An 18,025-nucleotide genomic window follows, 5' to 3' on the forward strand; every position below is an offset into this window, starting at 1 on the left:
ACGAGCCTTTTTCTTCAGAAGCTGTACTTGAGGTGCGGAAGCACCGCTACGCCGTAGGCATCGCCGTCGTCGGTCATCATCGCCAGGCCGTTGGCCTCGAGGCCGATGGAGAAGTGGCGGAGCCTGGTGAAGTACTCGACGCCGAGGCCTGCGGCGCCCCAGAAGCCGTCGCCGATCACGCCCACCGGCCGCGAGATCGCCGGGCCGCCGGCGCCGCGCACGTAGAGGAAGGTGCGGTCGATGCCGTTGTCGTCGGCGAAGCGGAGGAAGGACCAGCGCAGCATGGCGCCGGCGAGGAGGCTCTGGAAATCACCGCGGGCGCCCTTGGGATCGAGCTCCGTGTCGGTGATCCCCTTGTAGTCGGCCTCGGCGCCGATCGCCTGGCCCCAGGCGACGAGGCCGAGCTGCAGCGTCCTGGTGACGTCGAAGCCTGCTTCGACACCGACCAGGGCGCCGCTGCCGATGCCCGCCCCTTCTCCGGGGGTCTGGAAATAGACGACGCCGCCGACGGTGGAGCCCACCCAGAAGCCGCGCTCGACCTCGTTGAGACGGACGGTATTCGGCTGCACCTCCGCCGCGGCAGCAGGGGCAGCGAGGGTGGACAGACCAAGGGCGAGCAGAGACGCGAGCACGGGGCGCATCGGACTTCCTCCGAATCCGCAAAAGATGCAAATCGGCTTGTACCACAGCCCCGGCCGACCGCGAAGTTGCTGGCACTTTCGAGTGGGTGGCGGTGGGAGCACGCGCTACCGCGGAGCGGGCCCTGCAGCGGGGGGAAGGCGCCTGGCGGAGGCTGCGATCCGGTCGAGGAGCGGAAAGTACTCGCCGTAGCGATCGCCCTGCGCCCCGGCGAGGACGACGAGGCAGCCTCCGGCGTCGCAGCGCGTCTGCGCGAAACCGGCGAGCTCGCCGCCGGGGAGCTTCCAGACGAAGGTCTGCCGGAGCCAGTCGCCGACCTGCCGCGGCTCGGGGCCGAGCTCCATCCCCTCGGGGAGGCCGTCGCCGACCAGCGCCAGCTCCAGCGCAGCCGCGGGGGCGCCGGCGGGCTCGCTCCCCACCGAAACGAAGGCGGCCGATCCGAATTGCGCGAGCGAATCGCGCACCACCAGCCCCTCCTCACCCTCGTCGCTGCGCCAGCTCCCCGGCGCGTCGACGGCGAGGCCGCGCTCCGGGCTCTCGATCGCCGTGAAGCGCTGGCTGGCGAGCAGCGCGGCGAGGGAGGCGACGATCACGAGGCCGGCGACCACCGCGGTGAGCCTGGCGAAGGCTCCTTCCCTCCCCTGCCACGGCCGCAGGACCCAGCCCACCGCGAGGCCCGCGGCGAAGCCGCCGATGTGGCCCAGCCAATCGATGCCTGGGACGGCGAAGGTGTAGACCAGCATGAAGGCGGACCAGACGAGCAGCTGCTTGAGCAGCTGCTTGCCCATCGGCGTCAGCCGCTCGCGATGCCGGAGGAAGAAGGCGACGAGCGCCCCCTCGAGACCGAAGAGCGCCCCGGAGGCGCCGGCGCTGATCTTGGTGGAGAGGAGGGTGAGGGCCGAGCCGGCGACGCCGGTGAAGACGAAGAGCGACAAGGTGGTGAACTTGCCGAAGGTCACCTCGCTGAGGCGGCCGAGCTGGAAGAGGGCCCAACCGTTCATGAGGAGGTGGACGAAGCCGATGTGGAGGAGCGTGGCGGTGACGAGGCGGAACCACTGCCCGTCGAAGACGAGCGGCGGGTAGTTCGCTCCCAGCTGCAGCAGCACCAGCGACTCGGTGGAGCCGCCGCGCAGCTCCTCGAGGAGGAAGAGCGCGGCGATCAGGGCGAGCAGGCCGCTGGTCACCGGGAAGCGGCCGAGGCCGAGGCGCTGTGGGTCGGTGGCTCGCACGGCGCGGAAGATAGATGCGCCGGGGCGGGAAGGCTCGCAAAACCGGTGGCTGTTGCAAGCTCCACCAAAGGCCCATATCACCGGGGCCTACCCCACCGCCGCAGGACGAGAGGGAGCTCGCATGCTCGAATCGCTGGGAACCGTCGCATCCGAATACTGGGATCTCCACGGGATCCGCTTCCTCCAGGCTGCGGTCACCATCGTCGCCGTGCTCGTCGGCGCGAAGATCGTGCGGAGCGTGGGCAAGCGGATCACCGAGCGGATCCTCAAGCCCCGCGAGGGCTCGAAGGACTACGCGATGCAGGTCCGCCGCGCCCAGACCCTCGGGCCGCTCCTGCTCGAGGTGGAGCGCTACGTCATCTACTTCGTGGCGGCGGTCACCATCCTCGCCCAGGTCGGCATCGACACCGGCGCGATCCTCGCATCGGTCGGCGTGGTGGGCCTCGCCCTCGGCTTCGGCGCCCAGAACCTGGTCAAGGACGTGATCAGCGGGTTCTTCCTGCTCTTCGACGGCCTGGTCGCCGTGGGCGACGTGGTCAAGGTCAACAACGACACCGCTGGCGCGGTGGAAGCGGTGGGCCTGCGCACCACCCAGCTCCGCGACTTCTCCGGCCTGCTCTGGATGGTGCCCAACGGCGACTTGCGCCAGTTCGGCAACTTCAACCGCGGCTGGACCCGGGCCATCGTCCCCATCGACATCGCCTACGAGGCCGACATCCGCAGGGCCCGCGAGACGATGCTCGAGGTGGCGGAGCGCTGGGTCGCCGAGAACCAGGAGAAGGTCCTCGAAGCCCCCGAGATCCAGGGCCTGATGACCCTCGCCGAGTCGAGCGTGGGCCTTCGCCTCGTGATCAAGGTCAAGGCGATGGAGCATTGGGGTGCCGAGCGCCTCCTCCGCGAGCGGATCAAGGCGGCGTTCGACGAGCGCGGCATCGAGATCCCCTACCCGCGCCGCGTGCTGATCGAGAAGAAGGAGGGCGTCGCCGAGAAGGCCGCCTGATCCCGCTTCCGCTGGTGAGAAGAAGGGCCGGTGCACGGGATGCGCCGGCCCTTCGTCGTTCCTTCATACGGTCGCGCGGAGGATCGCGAGGGCGGCCTCGAAATCCGGCGGCAGCGGCGCCTCCAGCGCGAGGCGCTCGCCGGTGCGCGGATGGGGGAAGCTGAGGCGCCGCGCATGGAGCGCCTGCCTGCCGATCGCCTCGGCGGCGCGGCGCACGGGATCGTCGGGGCGCAGCTTCGCCTCGCGCTTGCGCCCGCCGTATTCGCGGTCGGCGAGGAGCGGATGGCCCGCCTCCGAGAGGTGGACGCGGATCTGGTGGGTGCGCCCGGTCTCGAGCTCGACCTCCACCAGCGACGCGCCAGCGAAGACCTCCAGCAGGCGCACGTGGGAGACGGCGCGGCGCTGTGGCCCCACCGGCCTGCGCCCGGTATAGCGGGTGCGATCGGTGGGATGCCTGCCGTAAGGGGTGTCGACGGTGAAGGCCGGCTCCTGCGGCACGCCGTGGACCAGCGCGACGTAGCGCTTGTCGACCACGCGCTCTTTGAAGGAGGCCTGCAACGACACCAGCGCCCGCTCGTGTTTCGCCACCACCAGACAGCCGGAGGTGTCGCGATCGAGGCGGTGGACGATGCCGGGGCGGAGCTCGCCGCCGATGCCGCCGAGGTCGCGCACGTGGAAGAGGAGCGCGTTGACCAGCGTCCCGTCCGGCACGCCCGCTGCCGGATGGACCACCACCCCCGCGGCTTTGTCGAGGACGACGAGGTCGGCGTCCTCGTGGAGCATGCGCAAGGGCAGGTCCTGCGGCTGCGGGGCCGCCGGGACCGGGTCGGGGATCTCGACGTCGATCGCCTCGCCCCCGCGGAGCTTGCGGGCGGCCTTGGCCGGAGCGCCGTCGACCAGGACGTGGCCCTCGTCGATCAGCGACTGCAGCCGCGAGCGGGATAGCTCCGCGTGGCGATCGGCGAGGAATTGGTCGAGCCTGCGGCCCTTCGCTTCTGGAGGCACCTGGTGCCGGAGCTGCTCGGACATGATGGTGCTGGGGCGGAAGGACCGGCGCTGCTTTTAGAGCCAGAGGCGGGAGCGCACGTGCCCGCGGCTGCGGACGATGATGTCGACCACGGCGCGGTCGTAGAAATTGGTGTGGTTGTAGATCTCGGGGGAGACGCGGCTGCGGTAGAGGTCGCGGCCCTCCTCGAGCTCGGCGGCGAGGGCGTCGAAGAGGTTGTCGGCCTCGATGCCCTTCACGATCTTCTCGTCGTTGTAGAGCGAGATGTCGGACGCGATGGCGCGGGCAAGCCGCATCGCCTTCGCCTTCTCCTCTTCGGTCGGCATCGTTTTCGCCTCCTACCTCGTCGAATGCGCTCGGTTCGGGCGGGATCTTGGGCGCAAGCGCTTGATCCGTCAACGGGTTCGGACCGAATCCCGCCGTGCGAGGTAGGTCGCGACCACCTGTGTCGGGTCGAGTCGTAGCTCCCGGGCGAAGGCGGTGAGGTAGCCCTGGAGGAAGACGCGCTCGGGCAGATCGGCCCAGCGCTCCTCCTCGAGGTTGGCGAAATGGACCGCCTGGATCCGGGTCCGCCGGGCGATCTCGTCGAGGGAGAGGCCGCGGGCCTCGCGCACCTCGCGGAGCAGCGCGCCGGTGAAGCGGGTCGCTCCATCGATCGCCCGGAGCACCGGCGGCGTCGCGGCAGGCGGCGCCTCTGCTGCGGCGATCGCCTGGGCGAAGGGGCCGCTTTCCGGCAGGCGCTCCGGCTCGCCGCACGCCGCTTCGATCGCCTCGGCGCCGATCGCGTCGGGGTCGAGGGGCTCCTCCTCGAGGATCGCCGCCTCGTCCACCGGGAGCGTGTCCCGGGGCTCGGCCACCAGCGCCCCGGCGATCTCGACCACTTCGAGGAGGTCGGCGTCGTCGAGGACGATCTCGGCGAGGTCATCCTGCAGCGCCGGCGCTGCGACCGCCTGCGGCGCGTCGGCATCGTCCGCCCCGCTCCCGGCGGCACGGATCGCCCGAAGCGCGTCGGTGAAGGAGCTCCGGGCAGGCGCCTCCGGCTGCGGCGCGATCCCGAGCGAAGCGTCGTAGCGCCTGCGCTGCGCGGGATCCGAGAGGACGGCGAAGGCCTCGTCCATCCGCAGCAGCAGCGCCTGCTGCTCGGCGGGCTCGACCAGCGAATAGACCGCCAGCGACCCGGGCCCCAGGAGCTTGCGGAGCCGCTCGTAGCCGGCGCGGACCACGTCCGGCGCCGCGCCCGGCTCCACCTCGAGGACCTCGTAGTGGCTCTGCTCCGAAAGCGGCCTCAAATCGCCTCCCGCTTCGGCGCGGGGATCGCCAGCAGCTTGTCGGCGATGGCGGCCACGTCCTGCGCCAGCGGCGCGTCGCGGCGCTCGAGGAGCACCGGCCGCCGCTCGCGGATCGACTCCAGCGCCGAGGGGTCGTGGCGCAGGTAGCCGAGGTAGTCGAGCTCGAGGCCGAAGAAGCGGCGCCAGGCCACACACACGCCCTCGCCCACGGTGAGGTCGTCTGCTTCGCGGACCTGGTTCACCACCACCAGCGGGTGGAAGTCGCGGACCGCGTCGGCGAGCTCTGCGCCTGCGCCCGCGTCGTCCTGCGAGACCATCTCGATCAGGCGCGCCGGGCTGGGCAGCTTGTGGGCGTGCTCGCGGGTGGCCTCCTCGACCACGTCGGAGATCCCGTAGACCCGCTCCAGCGCCTTGAGCCTGCGGAAGAAAGCCGCCTTGAGGAAGCGGTAGGCGTTCTCGATCGAGGTGGGCTCCGGCACCACGGTGATGATCCCGTGATCGGCGAAGAGGAAGAAGTCGAGGACGTTGTGGTGGCTGCCGGCGCCGAGATCGAGCAGGGCCACGTCGACGTCGAGGGCCTGCACCGCGCGCAGGAGCCGCAGCTTCTGCTGGTGCATCGGGTTGGCCATCGCCAGCGCGTCGGAGGCGCCGGAGACGAGGCGCAGGCCGGGCACGCCGGTCTCGACCAGCACCTCGGGGAGCGACTCCACCCGTCGGAGCACGAAATCCGAGAGCGTGCGCTGCGGCTGGTGGAGGCCGAGGCAGGTGTGGAGGTTGGCGCCGCCGAGGTCGAAGTCGAGGAGCGCCACCGACTGCCCGCGCTGCGCCAGCTCGATGCCGAGGCTCGCGGAGAGGAGCGACTTGCCGATGCCGCCCTTCCCGCCGCCGACGGCGATCACGCGCCGGGCACGGAAAGGCGTGGGCCGGAAGCGCGGCGAGCGGCGCCGTTCGGTTGCAGGTGCGGTGTCGGAGGATGCAACGGTGTCGTCGCGGTTCATTGCGGCGGGCAACCTACCACGAAGTCGCCGGGCATGGGTGCGAGCGGTGGGCCGCCTCGCCTACTCGTCGAGAAGCTCCGTGTTCCAATAGGACACGTCGACGAGGGTGAGGAAGGGGATCCATGCCTTGTAGCCCCTGCCGGTGGGGCGGAAGCCCGGGGTCCAGCGCGGCCGCACCGGCACCTGGAGCAGCTCCATCCCGGCCTGCTCCGGCGTGCGATTGGCCTTCTTGAGGTTGCACGGGATGCAGGAGCAGACGACGTTCTCCCACGACGTCTTGCCGCCCTGCGACCGCGGCACCACGTGGTCGAGGTTGAGCTCGGCCCGCGGCAGGCGCCTCGCGCAGTACTGGCAGGTGCTGTCGTCGCGCTGGTAGATGTTGTGCCGCGAGAAGCGCACCCGCATCCGCGGCAGCCGGTCGAAGGCCACGAGCACCACCACCCGCGGCACGCGGATCCTGCGGCTTACGGTGCCGATCGACTCGGCGTGGACCTCGGCGGAGAGCGCCGCCCAGGAGTCGAAGTCGAAGAGCCGGTACTCCTCGTCGATCGCCTTGGCGACGCCCTGGTAGAGGAGCGTGAAGGCCCGGCGGAGCGAGCAGACGTGGATGGGCTGGAAGGAGCGGTTGAGTACCAGCACGCTGGAGTCGAGCAACGCCTGGTTCATCAAAGCCTCCTCCCTCGCTTCAGGCGCGCCCCGCCGCCGCGGCGATCGCCGCAGCGAGGGGGGCGAGCTCCCCATCCTGGACCGTTCTCGTGTCGAAGAGGAGGCGGCCCTCGTGGATCCGTGCAACGACCGCAGGCTCGCCCCGGCGCAGGCGCTCGTGCAGCTCCTCCATAGGGCCTGCCAGCGCGAGCGCCACCGAGGGCGGCGCCGCCAGCGGCAGCGCCCCGCCGCCGACCTGCGACGAAGTCGCGACGAGCTCGGCGTCGACCCCGCGTTCGGCGAGGAGGGAGCGGAGCCGCTCGGCACGGGCGCGCAGCGATTCCGGCGACGCATGGAGCATGCGCAGTGCCGGCACCTCGCCCGCTCTTCCGTCCCGGTACATGCGCAGCGTCGCCTCCAGGGCGGCAACGGTCAGCTTGTCGATCCGCAGCGCGCGGTTGAGGGGGTGGCGCTCGAGTCGCTCCACCAGCTCCCGGCGCCCGACGACCAGGCCGGCCTGCGGTCCGCCCAACAACTTGTCCCCTGAAAAGGTGATCACGTCCGCGCCAGCGGCAACTGCCTCTGCGACCGTGGGCTCGTGGGGCAGGCCCGCTCCTTCGAGGGGGACGAGGCAGCCGGAGCCCAGGTCCTCGTAGACCGGGATCCCCCGCTCGCGCCCCAGCCGGGAGAGCGCTGCGGCGGAGACCTCTTCGGTGAAGCCGACCAGGGCGAAATTGGACTTGTGGATCTTGAGCAGGAGCGCGGTCTCGGGGCCGATCGCCTCGGCGTAATCCTGCAGCCGGGTCTTGTTGGTGGTCCCCACCTCGACGAGGCGCACCCCCGCCATCCGCATCACGTCGGGGATCCGGAAGCCGCCCCCGATCTCCACCAGCTCCCCGCGGGAGACGATGCATTCGCGCCCCGCTGCGAGGGCCGAGAGCACGAGCAGCACCGCGGCGGCGTTGTTGTTCACCACCAGCCCCGCTTCGGCCCCCGCCAGCTCGCAGAGCAGGGGGGCCACCGGCGCGTAGCGGCTGCCGCGTTTGCCGGTGTCGAGGTCGAGCTCGAGGTTGGCGTAGCCACGGGCCACCTCGAGCACCGCCGCCTGCGCCTCCTCGGCGAGGGGCGCGCGGCCGAGGTTGGTGTGGAGCACCACGCCGGTGGCGTTGATGACCGGCCGCAGGCCCCTGCGCTGCCCCAGCGCCAGCGCCGCGCGGATCGCCTCGTCGGAGACCGACGGGTCGGCGCCGCCTTCGAGGAGGCGCCGGCGCGCCTCGTCCACCGCGGTCCTGGCGGCGCGGACCACCGCCGCACGGGGATGCCCGTCGAGGAGGGCGCGGATCGCGGGCCTGCCGAGGAGCTCGTCGACGGCGGGGAGCGCCCGGAGGAGGTGGTGGCTCGTTCGTTCGTCCTTCTGCACCGCCAGAGCCTACCTCGCTCCGCCGGGAAAGACGCCGCCGATCACTCGCAGCCCTCGAGCGGATCGCAATCCTCGACCTCGCAATCCGGGCAGCCGGGCGGATCGTCGGCGGTGCAGATCCCGTCGCCGCAGCCTGCAGCACAAGGGCCGCAATCGAGGGCGCAGACCGCGCAATCCTCCACGGCGGGATCGCAGATGTCGTCGCCGCAGGTGCAGTCGGGGCAGCTCTCGCTCTCCCCCGCCTCGCAGGCTGCGTCGAAGTCGCAGACCCGTTCGCAGCGGGTGCCGGGGCAGTCGCCGGGGCAGGTGCCGATGCACTCGCCGGCGCCGGTGTCGCAATAGCCGTCACCGCAGCTGCAATCGGGGCAGCGGGGGCTCTCCCCCACGGTGCAGAGCCCGTCGAAGTTGCACCCGGCCGGATAGCAGTCGGGACAGGTCGCGCCCTCGCCCTCGCTGCAGACGCCGTCGAGCTTGCAGGGCAGCGCGCAGGGCACGTCGGGACAATCCGCCGGGCAGGCGCCGACGCACTCTCCCGCGGCGAGATCGCAGATCCCGTCGCCGCAGGGCGCCCGCACGGGCTCGCGCTCCCTGCCGGTGCGGGCGGCGAAGAGGAGGCGAATCGGCTCCGGCGGTCGGGCCGCCACGCAGCGCGCGCCCTCGCACCGCTCGCCTGGGCCGCAATCCGGGCCGTCGGCACAGGGCCGCACCGTCGGGGCCGGCTCCAACACGAGCCAGGCCACGGTGCCCACCATCGCCACCAGCCCCGGGATCCAGCCCCACCTCATGGTAGCGAAGGTGGGGCAGCGGCGCCGCTGCCGCCGCCCCCCGCTGAGGTCAATGGACCGCCTTGCCGTCGGCCCTCGTGGGGACGAGGGCCACGAAGCGCTCCTCGCCGCTGCCGTAGGTGAGCCGGTAGGTGGCGAAGCTGTCGAGGACCCGCTTCACGTAGTTGCGGGTCTCCTCGATCGGGATCTCCTCGACGAACTCGTCCATCTCGAGCTGCCCCCGCTCGCCGAGCCAGCGCGAGACCGCGCCGGGCCCCGCGTTGTAGCTCGCGGTGGCGAGGGCGGGATTGCCCTTCCAGCGCTTGAGCAGCTGGCCCAGGTAGGCCGTGCCGATCCGCACGTTGAGATCCGGATCGCGCAGCTGCGCGTTCGACGGCGTACCCAGCTTGAGCTGCCGCGCCACCGCCCGCGCGGTGGAGGGCATGAGCTGGGTGAGCCCGATGGCGCCGGCCCACGAGACGATCTGCGGATCGAGGCTCGACTCCTCCCGCATCAGCGCCTGCATCAGATCCGCGGGCACGCCGTAGTTGCCTGCGTGGCGCTCGATCAGATCGCGGAAGGCGAGCGGGTAGGCGATGCGGAAGTGGGCGGCGCTCTCGCCGGTGGGCCTGCCGCGGATGAGCTCGCGGAGCTCGGTGCGGGCGATGTGGTGCGCGGCCCTGCGGGACTCGACGCGATCGAGGAGCCAGGCGACGAGGAGCACCGGCTCCGGCGATCCGCCTGCACGAGCCCTGGCAGCCTCGCGGTCGATGCGGAGCAGCTCGTCGCCGGCGAGCTTCGGGAAGCCGAGACGGATCAGCTCGAGGGCTGCCTGGTAGTGGAGGTCGGGCTCGAGGGCGCCGGTGTGGAGCACGAGCGGCGCGTTCTCCTCCTCGGGATGGGGCAGCGCCGCCTCCGCCGCTGCGGCGCGGTCGGGATCGAGCCGCGCCAGCCTGCCGCGGGCGAGCATCGCGTAGTAGCCGGCGGGGTGGTCGCGGATCAGCTTCTCCCAGGTGGCCGCCGCTTCGAGCGGGCGTTCCAGCGCCACCAGCGAGCGTCCCTGCCAGTAGAGCGAGCGCTCCAGCGGCACCGCGTCCGCGGCGTCGGCGTAGTCGCGCTCGAGGATGCGCAGGGAGTCGATCGCCTTCCGCTCGGCGCCGGCCTTGCGGTCCATCCAATAGAGCCGGAAGAGCGCGTCGGCGCGGTAGTCGCCCTGGGGGTAGCCGTCGACGAGGCGCTGGAGCGCGGCGCGGGCCGCCTTCTCGTTCCCCGCCCGCTCGTGGAGCTCGGCGAGGAAGAGGAGCGCGTCGTCGGCGAAGGAGTGGTCGGCGAACTCGCTGGCCAGGGTCTCGTAGACGCCCAGCGCCTTCTGCGGCGCGACGATGGTGGTGCTCTGCCCGAGGATGTAGAGCGCCCGCGCCCGGACGGACGGGTCCTTGCACGACGCGACCACCGCCTCGAGGATCGGGATCGCCCTGCTGTGCTCGCGCATCTTCCGGTAGCCGCGGCCCAGGGCGAAGCGCGCCTCGCACGCCAGCGGATCGGGCAGCTCGAGCCGGGGCAGGAGCGCCGCGATCAGGTCGGTCCCCTCGCGGTTCTGGTGGGCGCCGAGGAAGCGCTGCGCCCGGGCCACCTGCTGCGCCCGCGTGGGACCTGCGCCGCCGAGCCGATCGGCGCGCTGCTTCGCGTCCTCCGCCTGCGGCGAGAGGGCGTGCTCGCTCCAGACCTCGAGCCAGGCGCTGCGGGCGGCGTCCTTCTCGCCCCGCTTCAGGTGGAGCTCGCCCGCGAGGAAGTGGGCAGCGGCAGCGTAGTTGGTGCCCCAGGCCGGCGCCGGCCGCTTCCGCAGCGGCGCCAGCACGGCGAGGGCCTCGTCGCTCTTGCCCAGCCGGGCGAGCGCCCGCGCCCGGGAGAGGCGCGCCTCCTGGTGCCGCACCGAATCCCCGGTGATCGCGCCCCACGCCTCGGCGGCGCCGGCGAAGTCGCCGGCCCGCTCCCGGGCCAGGCCGAGGTTCCAGCGGATCCGATCGGCGAGGGCGGGCAGCTTCGCCGGCAGCGGCGCGAGGATCCTCGCCGCCTCCTCGTTGCGGCCGATCTCGAGGGCCGACAGCCCACGGAGGAATGCGACCTGCGGCGAGCCGTCGTCCCCCCTGGTGAAGAGCTGGAAGGCGCCTTCGTGGAGCCCCGCCTCGAAGCGGGCCCGGGCTGCGCGCAGATCACCCTTCTCGAAATGGGGGCGGAGCAGCGCCTCGTCGAAGACCGGTCCACGATCGGGTGGCTTGGGCGCCTCCATCGCGGGCGGCGCCGGGGTCGCAGGCGGCGGGTCCGCCGGCGCGCTCCTTCCCGAATCGGGGACGATGGCGAGCGCCCCAGCGACGAGAAGCGGCGTGGCGAGGGCCAGAGCGATCGTTGCCTTCATGTGGTGCGGCACTCCCAGGGCGCAAGGGGACGGTTGCAGGACGTGGCGGCCCCTGCCCCGGCCACGAACCCACCGGGCCCGCCGCCGGATTCCCGGCGCCCGGCCCTGCAGCGGGGGCTCGTAGGCCCCCCGGCCAGGCGGGCATCCGCCAGCTGGCCGATGGTGCGGGGAGGATGGCGACGCCGGGAAGGAGGCGCACGTACACCCCCACGCTGCGCCCGGGCCGGACCGAGTGTCAACCCGACAGGCGGTGGAGAATTGCGATAGGATCCCGGGCGCTTGGATTTCCGGACACAGAGCCTCCTCCTGGCGGCGATCGTGGCGGTGGCGCTGGCCGTGGCGATGCTCCTGCGTTCGCAGCGGGCCAAGGCGCTCACCCTCTTCGCGGTGCTCTGCCTCTCGCTCGCGGCTTCGTACCTCGGCGACTTCCTCTACGCGGTCACCGGCCACGAATTCTGGCTGCGGGCCGCCATCGCCAACGGCGCCGCGGTCCCCGCAGCGGCGCTGGCCTTCTTCCTCGAATTCCTCGGCGTTTCCCGGCGATCCGCCAGGCGGGGCAGGACCCTCGCCTTCATCGGCGCCTTCGGCGGCCTCCTGGTGGCGGTGACCCCGCTGGCGGAGTTCACCTCGGCCCGGGTGGTGGTGGCGACCTGGGTCTTCGGCTCCCTCACCGTCTCGCTCTCGCTGCTCTACCGGCGGATGCGCGGCTCGCCGTCGCGGGTGGAGCGGGCGCGGCTCACCTACCTGCTCGGCGGCGCAGCGGTGGCGCTGCTCGCCTCGGCCCTCGATCTCCTCCCGCGCCTCGGGATCCCCTTCCCCTCACTCGGGCCGATCCTCACCACCCTCTTCCTCTTCTTCCTCTCGCAGACCCTGCAGGTCTACCGCCTCCTCGACCTGCACGAGCTCCTCGGCAAATTCGCCACGCTCTCGGTGCTGGCGCTGATCCTCGCGGCGATCTACGCGGGCCTCGTGATCTGGGTGGGCGACAGGCCCGGCCTCTTCGCCTTCAACACCCTCGTCGCCTCCTTCGTGATCCTGAACCTCTACGAGCCCCTGCGGGCCAAGGTGGAGGAGTGGGTGATCGCCACGCTCTTCCGCGAGCGCTTCGAGCTGCTCCGCACCCTCGCCGGCCTCAAGGCCCGCCTCACCAGCGTCATCGATCCGATCGAGCTGGCGCGGATGGTCCTCGACACCTTCCACGAGTCGCGGCGGGTGACCCACGCCTCGCTCTACCTCCTCACCGACGCCCGCCCCGGCTTCTCCCTGGTGGACGCCCGTGGCCCGGCGCCTGCGCCCTTCCTCGACGCCAGCGCTGCCCGCGGTCTTCTCGCCATCGCCCGCAGCGGCCAGAAGGCGGTGCTCCTCGAGAACGTCGACCGGCGGCTCCACGAGCTGCGGCGCCAGCTCGCAGCAGGTGCGCGCACCACCGCCGCCCCCACCGACGAGACGGCGCGGGCAGCGGACGAGCAGCAGCGCCTCGCCGAGGTGCGCTCGGCGCTCTTCTCGATGAAGGCCGGCATCTGCATCCCGCTCCTCGGCGCCGAGCGGGTGATCGGCTTCCTCAATCTGCAGGACGAGCGGGTGCCGGAGGCCTACTCCTCCGACGAGATCGCGCTCCTCCTCGAGATCGCCGAGCAGACCGCCACCGTGGTGGAGAACAGCAAGCTCTACGATCGGATGAAGGAGCGCGACCGCCTCGCGGCGCTCGGCGAGATGGCGGCGGGCCTCGCCCACGAGATCCGCAACCCGCTCGGCGCGATCAAGGGCGCAGCGCAATTCCTCGATCCGCAGCAGCTCGGCGGCGAGGAGGGCGAGTTCGTGCAGGTGATCATCGACGAGGTCGATCGCCTGAACGGCGTGGTGACCCAATTCCTCGACTACGCGAGGCCCCTGAAGAGCACGCCCCACCCCATCGACGTGAACGATCTGGTGGAGCGGACGCTGCGGCTGGTGCAGACCAACCTGCCCGAGGGGATCGAGGTGCAGGCGATCCTCGACCGCGCGCTGCCCCGGGCGCAGAGCGACGCCGAGCAGCTCAAGCAGGTGATCATCAACCTGGTGCAGAACGCGGTGCAGGCGATGCCGGGCGGCGGCAGGCTGATCATTTCCACCGCGGCGCCGGAGGAAGCAGGCGGCTTCCGCCTCCGCGGCCGCGGACCGGAGATGGTGGAGCTCCGGGTCCGAGACGACGGTCCCGGCATCCCCGAGAACCAGCGCGACCACATCTTCGTGCCCTTCTACACCACCAAGGAGAAGGGCACGGGCCTGGGCCTCGCCATCTCGCAGCGCATCGTCCGCTCCCACGGCGGCAGCATCGGCCTGCAGAGCAGGCCGGGCGAGGGCACCGAGTTCGTGGTGCGGCTGCCCGCGGTGGAGGAGCGCCGCGCCGAACCCTCGGTGGAGGCACCGCTCCCCGCCAACGATCCGGCGCCGCAGCAGCAGCGGCAGGGGAAGCGCCCCCGCCGCCGCAAGCCGGCCTAGCGGAGCGCGCCGATCACCACGTCGGCGATGCTGCCGGTGCTGGTGGAGCCGCCCACGCCGTAGACCCTGCCGTCGACGACGGGGAGCTGGTGCACGTGGGCGCGGGCCACCGGCAGCTCGCTCACCGATTCCCAGTCGGCGAGGGTGCCGTCCGGCGCGAAGGTCGCCCGACTCACCGCGCCGGTGTAGCGCGAGGTCTGGACGCCGCCGACGACGAAGACGGCGCCGCCCGCCTCGAAGGCGCTCATCGAGCTCACCGGCACCGGCAGCGCGGCCAGGGTCTCCCACGTGCCGAGCGATCCGTCCTGCCCCAGCGCCGCCCGCCACACGTCGCCGTGGGTGGTGTCGCTGCCGTTCATCGGGTTGCCGCTCAGGCCGCCGAAGACGTAGAGCCAGCCGTTCCGGACCAGCGCCGCGTGGTGGCTGCGGGGGCCGGGCATCGCGCCGGCGCTCTCCCAATCACCGATCTGCCCGGCCTCGTCGATCGACGCGCGGACGATGGCGTCGGTGGCGGCGGCGGGCATGAGGCCGCCGAGCACGTAGACGAAGCCGTCGTGGAGCACCGCGGCCTGGTGGAAACGCGCGTCGGGCAGCGACGGGCCCGCGTCCCAGCCGGCGATGTGGCCGTCGTCCTGCAGCGTGCCGATGCGGACGTCGGCGCGGTTCTGGATGTCCGAGCCGCGGCCGCCGAGGACGATCACCTTGTCGCCGGCGAGGAGGACCGAATGGCCGCCGATCCCCTCGGGCAGCGCGGTGGTCTCCTCCCAGGTGCCGAGGCTGCCGTCGGCGGCGATGGTCGCCATGTAGCCGTCGCCGTGGAAGGTCGTCCGGTCGGTCACGCCGCCCAGCACGTAGAGGCGCAGGCCGCTCTCGGTCCTGGCGGCGAAGGTCACGTGGTGGTCGAGCTCCAGCGGGAAGAGCGTCGCCTGGGTCTGCCAATCGACGTCGGTGAAGGTCTCCCCGATGGATCCACCGCTGCCGCCGGCGCCGCCCATGCCACCGCTGCCACCAGCGCCGCCGACGCCGGCGGTTCCGCCGACACCGCCGCTGCCACCGGCGCCGCCATTACCGGCCGAAGAGCCGCAACCCGCCGCTGCAACGAGCAACGCGGCGATCAGAAAAGCCTTGTGCATCATGACGTTCCCCCAACGAACGTCGGAATCCTAACAACAGCCTGCGGCAGGCCGCCGGTTCGAACCGACGAACGCACCGGCAGTGCGAGCGCCTCCGCCGGAAGCGCTTGACTCCCCCCTCGGGCGTGGCTGAATGCGCGGGATGCCGTGGCCCACGCAGGGCCCCGTGCGCACCTTGGAGCACGATGCCCACCGATCTGGAGCTCGTACGGCAGGTTCTCGCCCGCGAGCTGGACACGATCAGCCAGTACGAGCAGGCGGCGCGGGAAGCCGAGATGGAGCTCGTCCGCGCCTTCTTCCGCCATCTGGCCGACGAAGAGAAGGAGCACGTCGCCGAGGCGATGCAGCTGCTCCAGCAGCTCGACGCCAAGCAGCGGGCCCACTTCTCCACGGTGGACGTGCGACACGAGCACTTCCTGGGCATCTCCGCGAAACCCGCGCCAGCGTCCGGGGCCGGGAACCAGACCGCCGCTCCCCCCGTGTTGCGGCACACCTTCACCGTCGGCAGCCTGAAGAGCAGAAAGGACGCGCCATGAGCGATTTTCTCGGCCACCACGAGAACCCCCTCCGCCCCGAGGAGTGGCAGCGCCTCAACGAGACCGTGATCCAGGTCGCCCGGCGCACCCTGATCGGCCGCCGCTTCATCGATCTCTACGGCCCGCTGGGCCCCGGCGTGCAGACCGTCCCCCACGACCAGTTCGTCGGCGTCGACAAGGGGGCGGTCGATCTCGTGGGCGAGGTGGAGACCACCAACGTCTTCGCCGACCGCCGCACCTTCAAGACCGTGCCCCTGGTCTACAAGGACTTCCTCCTCCACTGGCGGGACATCGAGGCGGCGCGGACCCACAACATGCCCCTCGACGTCTCCGCCGCCGCAGGCGCCGCGGCCTTCTGCGCCATGCGGGAGGACGAGCTCATCTTCTACGGCGAGGAGAAGCTCGGTTACGAAGGGCTGATGACCGCCGAGGGCCGGACCCGGATGCCGCTCTACGATTGGAGCGAGCCGGGCAACGGTTTCCGCAACGTGGTGGAGGCCACCGAGCGCCTCAACGCCAACGGCCACTTCGGCCCGTACGCCATGGTCTGCTCGCCGCGCCTCTACGCGATGCTCCACCGGATCTTCGAGAAGACCGGCGTCCTCGAGATCCAGACGATCCGCGAGCTCCTCGTCGACGGCATCTACCAGTCGAACCGCCTCCGCGGCGACATCGCGGTGGTGATCTCCACCGGCCGCGAGAACCTCGACCTCGCGGTGGCGATGGACATGGCGGTGGCCTACCTCGGCGCCGAGCGGATGAACCATCCCTTCCGCGTGATCGAGAGCGTCCTCCTCCGCATCAAGCACCCGGACGCGATCTGCACCATCGGCGACGCGCGCTGAAAAAGCAGCGCGGTTGGCCGGGCATCGGCGAAGATGCCCTGCCGTTCGCCGGAGGCTGGCCCATGAGCGCGACGATCCTGGTCGTCGACGACGAGACGAACCTTCGCAAAGTCCTCGCCGCCACCCTCAAGCGCGAGGGCTACGACGTGGTGCAGGCGCAGGACGGAGCGGAAGGCGTCTCCCTCTTCGACAAGGGCGGCATCGACGTCGTCGTCTCCGATCTCGTGATGCCGAAGCTCGGCGGCTTCGAGGTCCTGCGCCACGTGCAGGAGAAGGCCCCCGACGTGCCGGTGATCCTGATCACCGCGCACGGCACCGTCGACTCGGCGGTGAGCGCGATCAAGACCGGCGCCTTCGACTACGTCACCAAGCCCTTCGAGCAGGCGGAGCTCAAGCAGGTCATCGCCAAGGCGGTGCGCACCCGGGATCTGGGGCGCAGCAACCTCGCCGGCACCCTCGACGGCGAGCGGCGGATCATCGGCCAGTCCCCGGCGATCCAGGAGATCTACCGGATCGTCGAGAAGGTGGCCGATACGCCCTCCACCGTGCTGATCACCGGCGAGAGCGGCACCGGCAAGGAGCTCGTGGCGCAAGCGCTCCACCAGGGCTCCTCGCGGCGGACGAAGCCCCTGATCAAGATCAACTGCGCCGCGATCCCCAAGGATCTGATGGAGTCGGAGCTCTTCGGCTACGAGCGCGGCGCCTTCACCGGTGCGGTCACTTCCAAGCCCGGGCGCTTCGAGCTCGCCGACGGCGGCACCCTCTTCCTCGACGAGATCGGCGAGATCCCGATCGAGATGCAGGTGAAGCTCCTCCGCGCGCTGCAGGAGAGCGAGTTCGAGCGCGTGGGCGGCGTGAAGACGCTCAAGGTCGACGTGCGCCTCGTCGCCGCCACCAACCGGGATCTCTCCAGGGAGATCCAGGCGGGCCGCTTTCGCGAGGATCTCTTCTACCGGCTCAACGTCGTGCCCATCTCGCTCCCGCCGCTGCGCGACCGGCGCAGCGACATCCCCCTGCTCGTCGAGTTCTTCCGGGAGAAATACAACCGCAAGCTCAACAAGCGGATCGAGCGGGTCGAGCCTGCGGCGATGGAGCTGCTGCAGGCCTGGAACTTCCCGGGCAACATCCGCGAGCTCGAGAACCTCCTCGAGCGCGCGGTCCTCTTCGCCGACGGCTCGACGGTCCGGGCGGAGGATCTCCCCGAGAACCTGCGCCGGGCCGCAGCGCCGGCGGCGCCGCCGCAGGCCCCTGGGCTGCAGCCACCGGTTCCGGTGACGACCCCGGGCCCCGCTGCGGCCCTGCCGGTGCTGGCGGAAGCCTCGATGAAGGACATCGTCCGCGGGGCGGCGGCTGCCCTCGAGCGGGACCTGATCGTCCGCGCCCTCGAGGAGACCGGCGGCAACGTGACGCAGGCAGCGCGGAAGCTGAAGATTTCGCGCAAATCGCTGCAGAACAAGATGAAGGAATTCGGCCTGCGCCTCCCCGAGGAGAGGTAGGCTCGCCTCACACCCCGGGTGTACCGTCACAGCGGCGCGATCGATGCTTTTGTGACAAGATGCCCCCTTCGCGACAGGGGGGGTCGGGGATGGGCCTGCCGATCGGGGTGGCGGTTGGGCACGCAGAC

General features: G+C 71.5%; 16 protein-coding genes. 5 read left to right on the forward strand and 11 right to left on the reverse strand.

The features are described 5' to 3' along the window. Positions 1–14 precede the first annotated feature (14 nt). Both cglE and ACESMR_RS04510 read right to left on the reverse strand, forming a co-directional pair. Positions 15–641 (reverse strand): adventurous gliding motility protein CglE, encoded by a 627-nt coding sequence (cglE, locus tag ACESMR_RS04505; RefSeq protein ID WP_373045435.1) that lies wholly within the window; start codon positions 639–641, stop codon positions 15–17. Positions 642–746: 105 nt separating this feature from the next. Next, complete coding sequence (locus tag ACESMR_RS04510; RefSeq protein ID WP_373045437.1) at positions 747–1,868, reverse strand: rhomboid family intramembrane serine protease; 1,122 nt, start codon at positions 1,866–1,868, stop codon at positions 747–749. 121 nt (positions 1,869–1,989) lie between these two features. Between ACESMR_RS04510 and ACESMR_RS04515 the strand changes: the two genes are divergently transcribed. Continuing rightward, complete coding sequence (locus ACESMR_RS04515) at positions 1,990–2,868, forward strand: mechanosensitive ion channel family protein (protein ID WP_373045439.1); 879 nt, start codon at positions 1,990–1,992, stop codon at positions 2,866–2,868. A gap of 63 nt (positions 2,869–2,931) precedes the next feature. Here ACESMR_RS04515 and ACESMR_RS04520 read toward each other — a convergent pair whose 3' ends face one another. From ACESMR_RS04520 to ACESMR_RS04555, 8 genes are all read right to left on the reverse strand, one after another. After that, positions 2,932–3,897, reverse strand: a complete 966-nt coding sequence (locus ACESMR_RS04520) for an RluA family pseudouridine synthase (protein WP_373045442.1) — start codon at positions 3,895–3,897, stop codon at positions 2,932–2,934. A 33-nt stretch (positions 3,898–3,930) separates the two neighbouring features. Continuing rightward, entirely contained in the window at positions 3,931–4,200 is a 270-nt protein-coding gene (locus ACESMR_RS04525) for a hypothetical protein (protein ID WP_373045444.1), read from the reverse strand. Between the two features lie 69 nt (positions 4,201–4,269). Next, positions 4,270–5,163, reverse strand: a complete 894-nt coding sequence (locus ACESMR_RS04530) for a helix-turn-helix domain-containing protein (protein WP_373045446.1) — start codon at positions 5,161–5,163, stop codon at positions 4,270–4,272. Then, positions 5,160–6,161 carry a P-loop NTPase gene (locus ACESMR_RS04535; RefSeq protein ID WP_373045448.1) on the reverse strand — a complete coding sequence of 334 codons (1,002 nt, stop codon included), beginning with the start codon at positions 6,159–6,161 and terminating at the stop codon, positions 5,160–5,162. Before ACESMR_RS04535 ends, ACESMR_RS04530 begins: the two co-directional genes overlap by 4 nt. 60 nt (positions 6,162–6,221) lie before the next feature. After that, positions 6,222–6,815: an HNH endonuclease gene (locus tag ACESMR_RS04540; RefSeq protein WP_373046412.1), complete on the reverse strand. Its 594-nt coding sequence runs from the start codon at positions 6,813–6,815 to the stop codon at positions 6,222–6,224. Between the two features lie 31 nt (positions 6,816–6,846). Next, positions 6,847–8,226: an L-seryl-tRNA(Sec) selenium transferase gene (selA, locus tag ACESMR_RS04545; RefSeq protein WP_373045450.1), complete on the reverse strand. Its 1,380-nt coding sequence runs from the start codon at positions 8,224–8,226 to the stop codon at positions 6,847–6,849. Positions 8,227–8,267: 41 nt separating this feature from the next. Beyond that, positions 8,268–9,011 carry a hypothetical protein gene (locus tag ACESMR_RS04550; protein WP_373045452.1) on the reverse strand — a complete coding sequence of 248 codons (744 nt, stop codon included), beginning with the start codon at positions 9,009–9,011 and terminating at the stop codon, positions 8,268–8,270. A gap of 49 nt (positions 9,012–9,060) precedes the next feature. Continuing rightward, positions 9,061–11,406 (reverse strand): transglycosylase SLT domain-containing protein, encoded by a 2,346-nt coding sequence (locus tag ACESMR_RS04555; RefSeq protein WP_373045454.1) that lies wholly within the window; start codon positions 11,404–11,406, stop codon positions 9,061–9,063. A 279-nt stretch (positions 11,407–11,685) separates the two neighbouring features. On the opposite strand from ACESMR_RS04555, the gene ACESMR_RS04560 reads away from it, so the two are divergent. Then, positions 11,686–13,887 (forward strand): ATP-binding protein, encoded by a 2,202-nt coding sequence (locus ACESMR_RS04560; protein WP_373045456.1) that lies wholly within the window; start codon positions 11,686–11,688, stop codon positions 13,885–13,887. On the opposite strand, the gene ACESMR_RS04565 is transcribed toward ACESMR_RS04560, so the two are convergent. Further along, a complete protein-coding gene (locus ACESMR_RS04565; RefSeq protein WP_373045458.1) occupies positions 13,884–15,020 on the reverse strand; it encodes a Kelch repeat-containing protein in 1,137 nt (378 codons plus the stop codon). The genes ACESMR_RS04560 and ACESMR_RS04565 overlap by 4 nt on opposite strands. Before the next feature lie 185 nt (positions 15,021–15,205). Between ACESMR_RS04565 and ACESMR_RS04570 the strand changes: the two genes are divergently transcribed. From ACESMR_RS04570 to ACESMR_RS04580, 3 genes are all read left to right on the forward strand, one after another. Next, positions 15,206–15,556, forward strand: a complete 351-nt coding sequence (locus ACESMR_RS04570) for a ferritin family protein (RefSeq protein WP_373045460.1) — start codon at positions 15,206–15,208, stop codon at positions 15,554–15,556. Further along, the gene (locus tag ACESMR_RS04575) at positions 15,553–16,401 is read left to right on the forward strand and encodes a family 1 encapsulin nanocompartment shell protein (protein ID WP_373045462.1); all 849 of its coding nucleotides are present in this window, start codon (positions 15,553–15,555) and stop codon (positions 16,399–16,401) included. The genes ACESMR_RS04570 and ACESMR_RS04575 overlap by 4 nt, the downstream gene beginning before the upstream one ends. A 62-nt stretch (positions 16,402–16,463) precedes the next feature. Beyond that, entirely contained in the window at positions 16,464–17,897 is a 1,434-nt protein-coding gene (locus ACESMR_RS04580) for a sigma-54-dependent transcriptional regulator (RefSeq protein WP_373045464.1), read from the forward strand. Positions 17,898–18,025: the final 128 nt, after the last annotated feature.

Source organism: Vulgatibacter sp., assembly GCF_041687135.1.
Taxonomy (GTDB): domain Bacteria; phylum Myxococcota; class Myxococcia; order Myxococcales; family Vulgatibacteraceae; genus JAWLCN01.

Bases quoted from the DNA above. Each gene is read 5' to 3' on its own strand.
- ACESMR_RS04555 (WP_373045454.1), bottom strand. From the start codon at position 11,406: ATGAAGGCAACGATCGCTCTGGCCCTCGCCACGCCGCTTCTCGTCGCT.
- ACESMR_RS04515 (WP_373045439.1), top strand. From the start codon at position 1,990: ATGCTCGAATCGCTGGGAACCGTCGCATCCGAATACTGGGATCTCCAC.
- ACESMR_RS04580 (WP_373045464.1), top strand. From the start codon at position 16,464: ATGAGCGCGACGATCCTGGTCGTCGACGACGAGACGAACCTTCGCAAA.
- ACESMR_RS04575 (WP_373045462.1), top strand. From the start codon at position 15,553: ATGAGCGATTTTCTCGGCCACCACGAGAACCCCCTCCGCCCCGAGGAG.
- ACESMR_RS04565 (WP_373045458.1), bottom strand. From the start codon at position 15,020: ATGCACAAGGCTTTTCTGATCGCCGCGTTGCTCGTTGCAGCGGCGGGT.
- ACESMR_RS04570 (WP_373045460.1), top strand. From the start codon at position 15,206: ATGCCCACCGATCTGGAGCTCGTACGGCAGGTTCTCGCCCGCGAGCTG.
- cglE (WP_373045435.1), bottom strand. From the start codon at position 641: ATGCGCCCCGTGCTCGCGTCTCTGCTCGCCCTTGGTCTGTCCACCCTC.
- ACESMR_RS04525 (WP_373045444.1), bottom strand. From the start codon at position 4,200: ATGCCGACCGAAGAGGAGAAGGCGAAGGCGATGCGGCTTGCCCGCGCC.
- ACESMR_RS04520 (WP_373045442.1), bottom strand. From the start codon at position 3,897: ATGTCCGAGCAGCTCCGGCACCAGGTGCCTCCAGAAGCGAAGGGCCGC.
- ACESMR_RS04550 (WP_373045452.1), bottom strand. From the start codon at position 9,011: ATGAGGTGGGGCTGGATCCCGGGGCTGGTGGCGATGGTGGGCACCGTG.
- ACESMR_RS04535 (WP_373045448.1), bottom strand. From the start codon at position 6,161: ATGAACCGCGACGACACCGTTGCATCCTCCGACACCGCACCTGCAACC.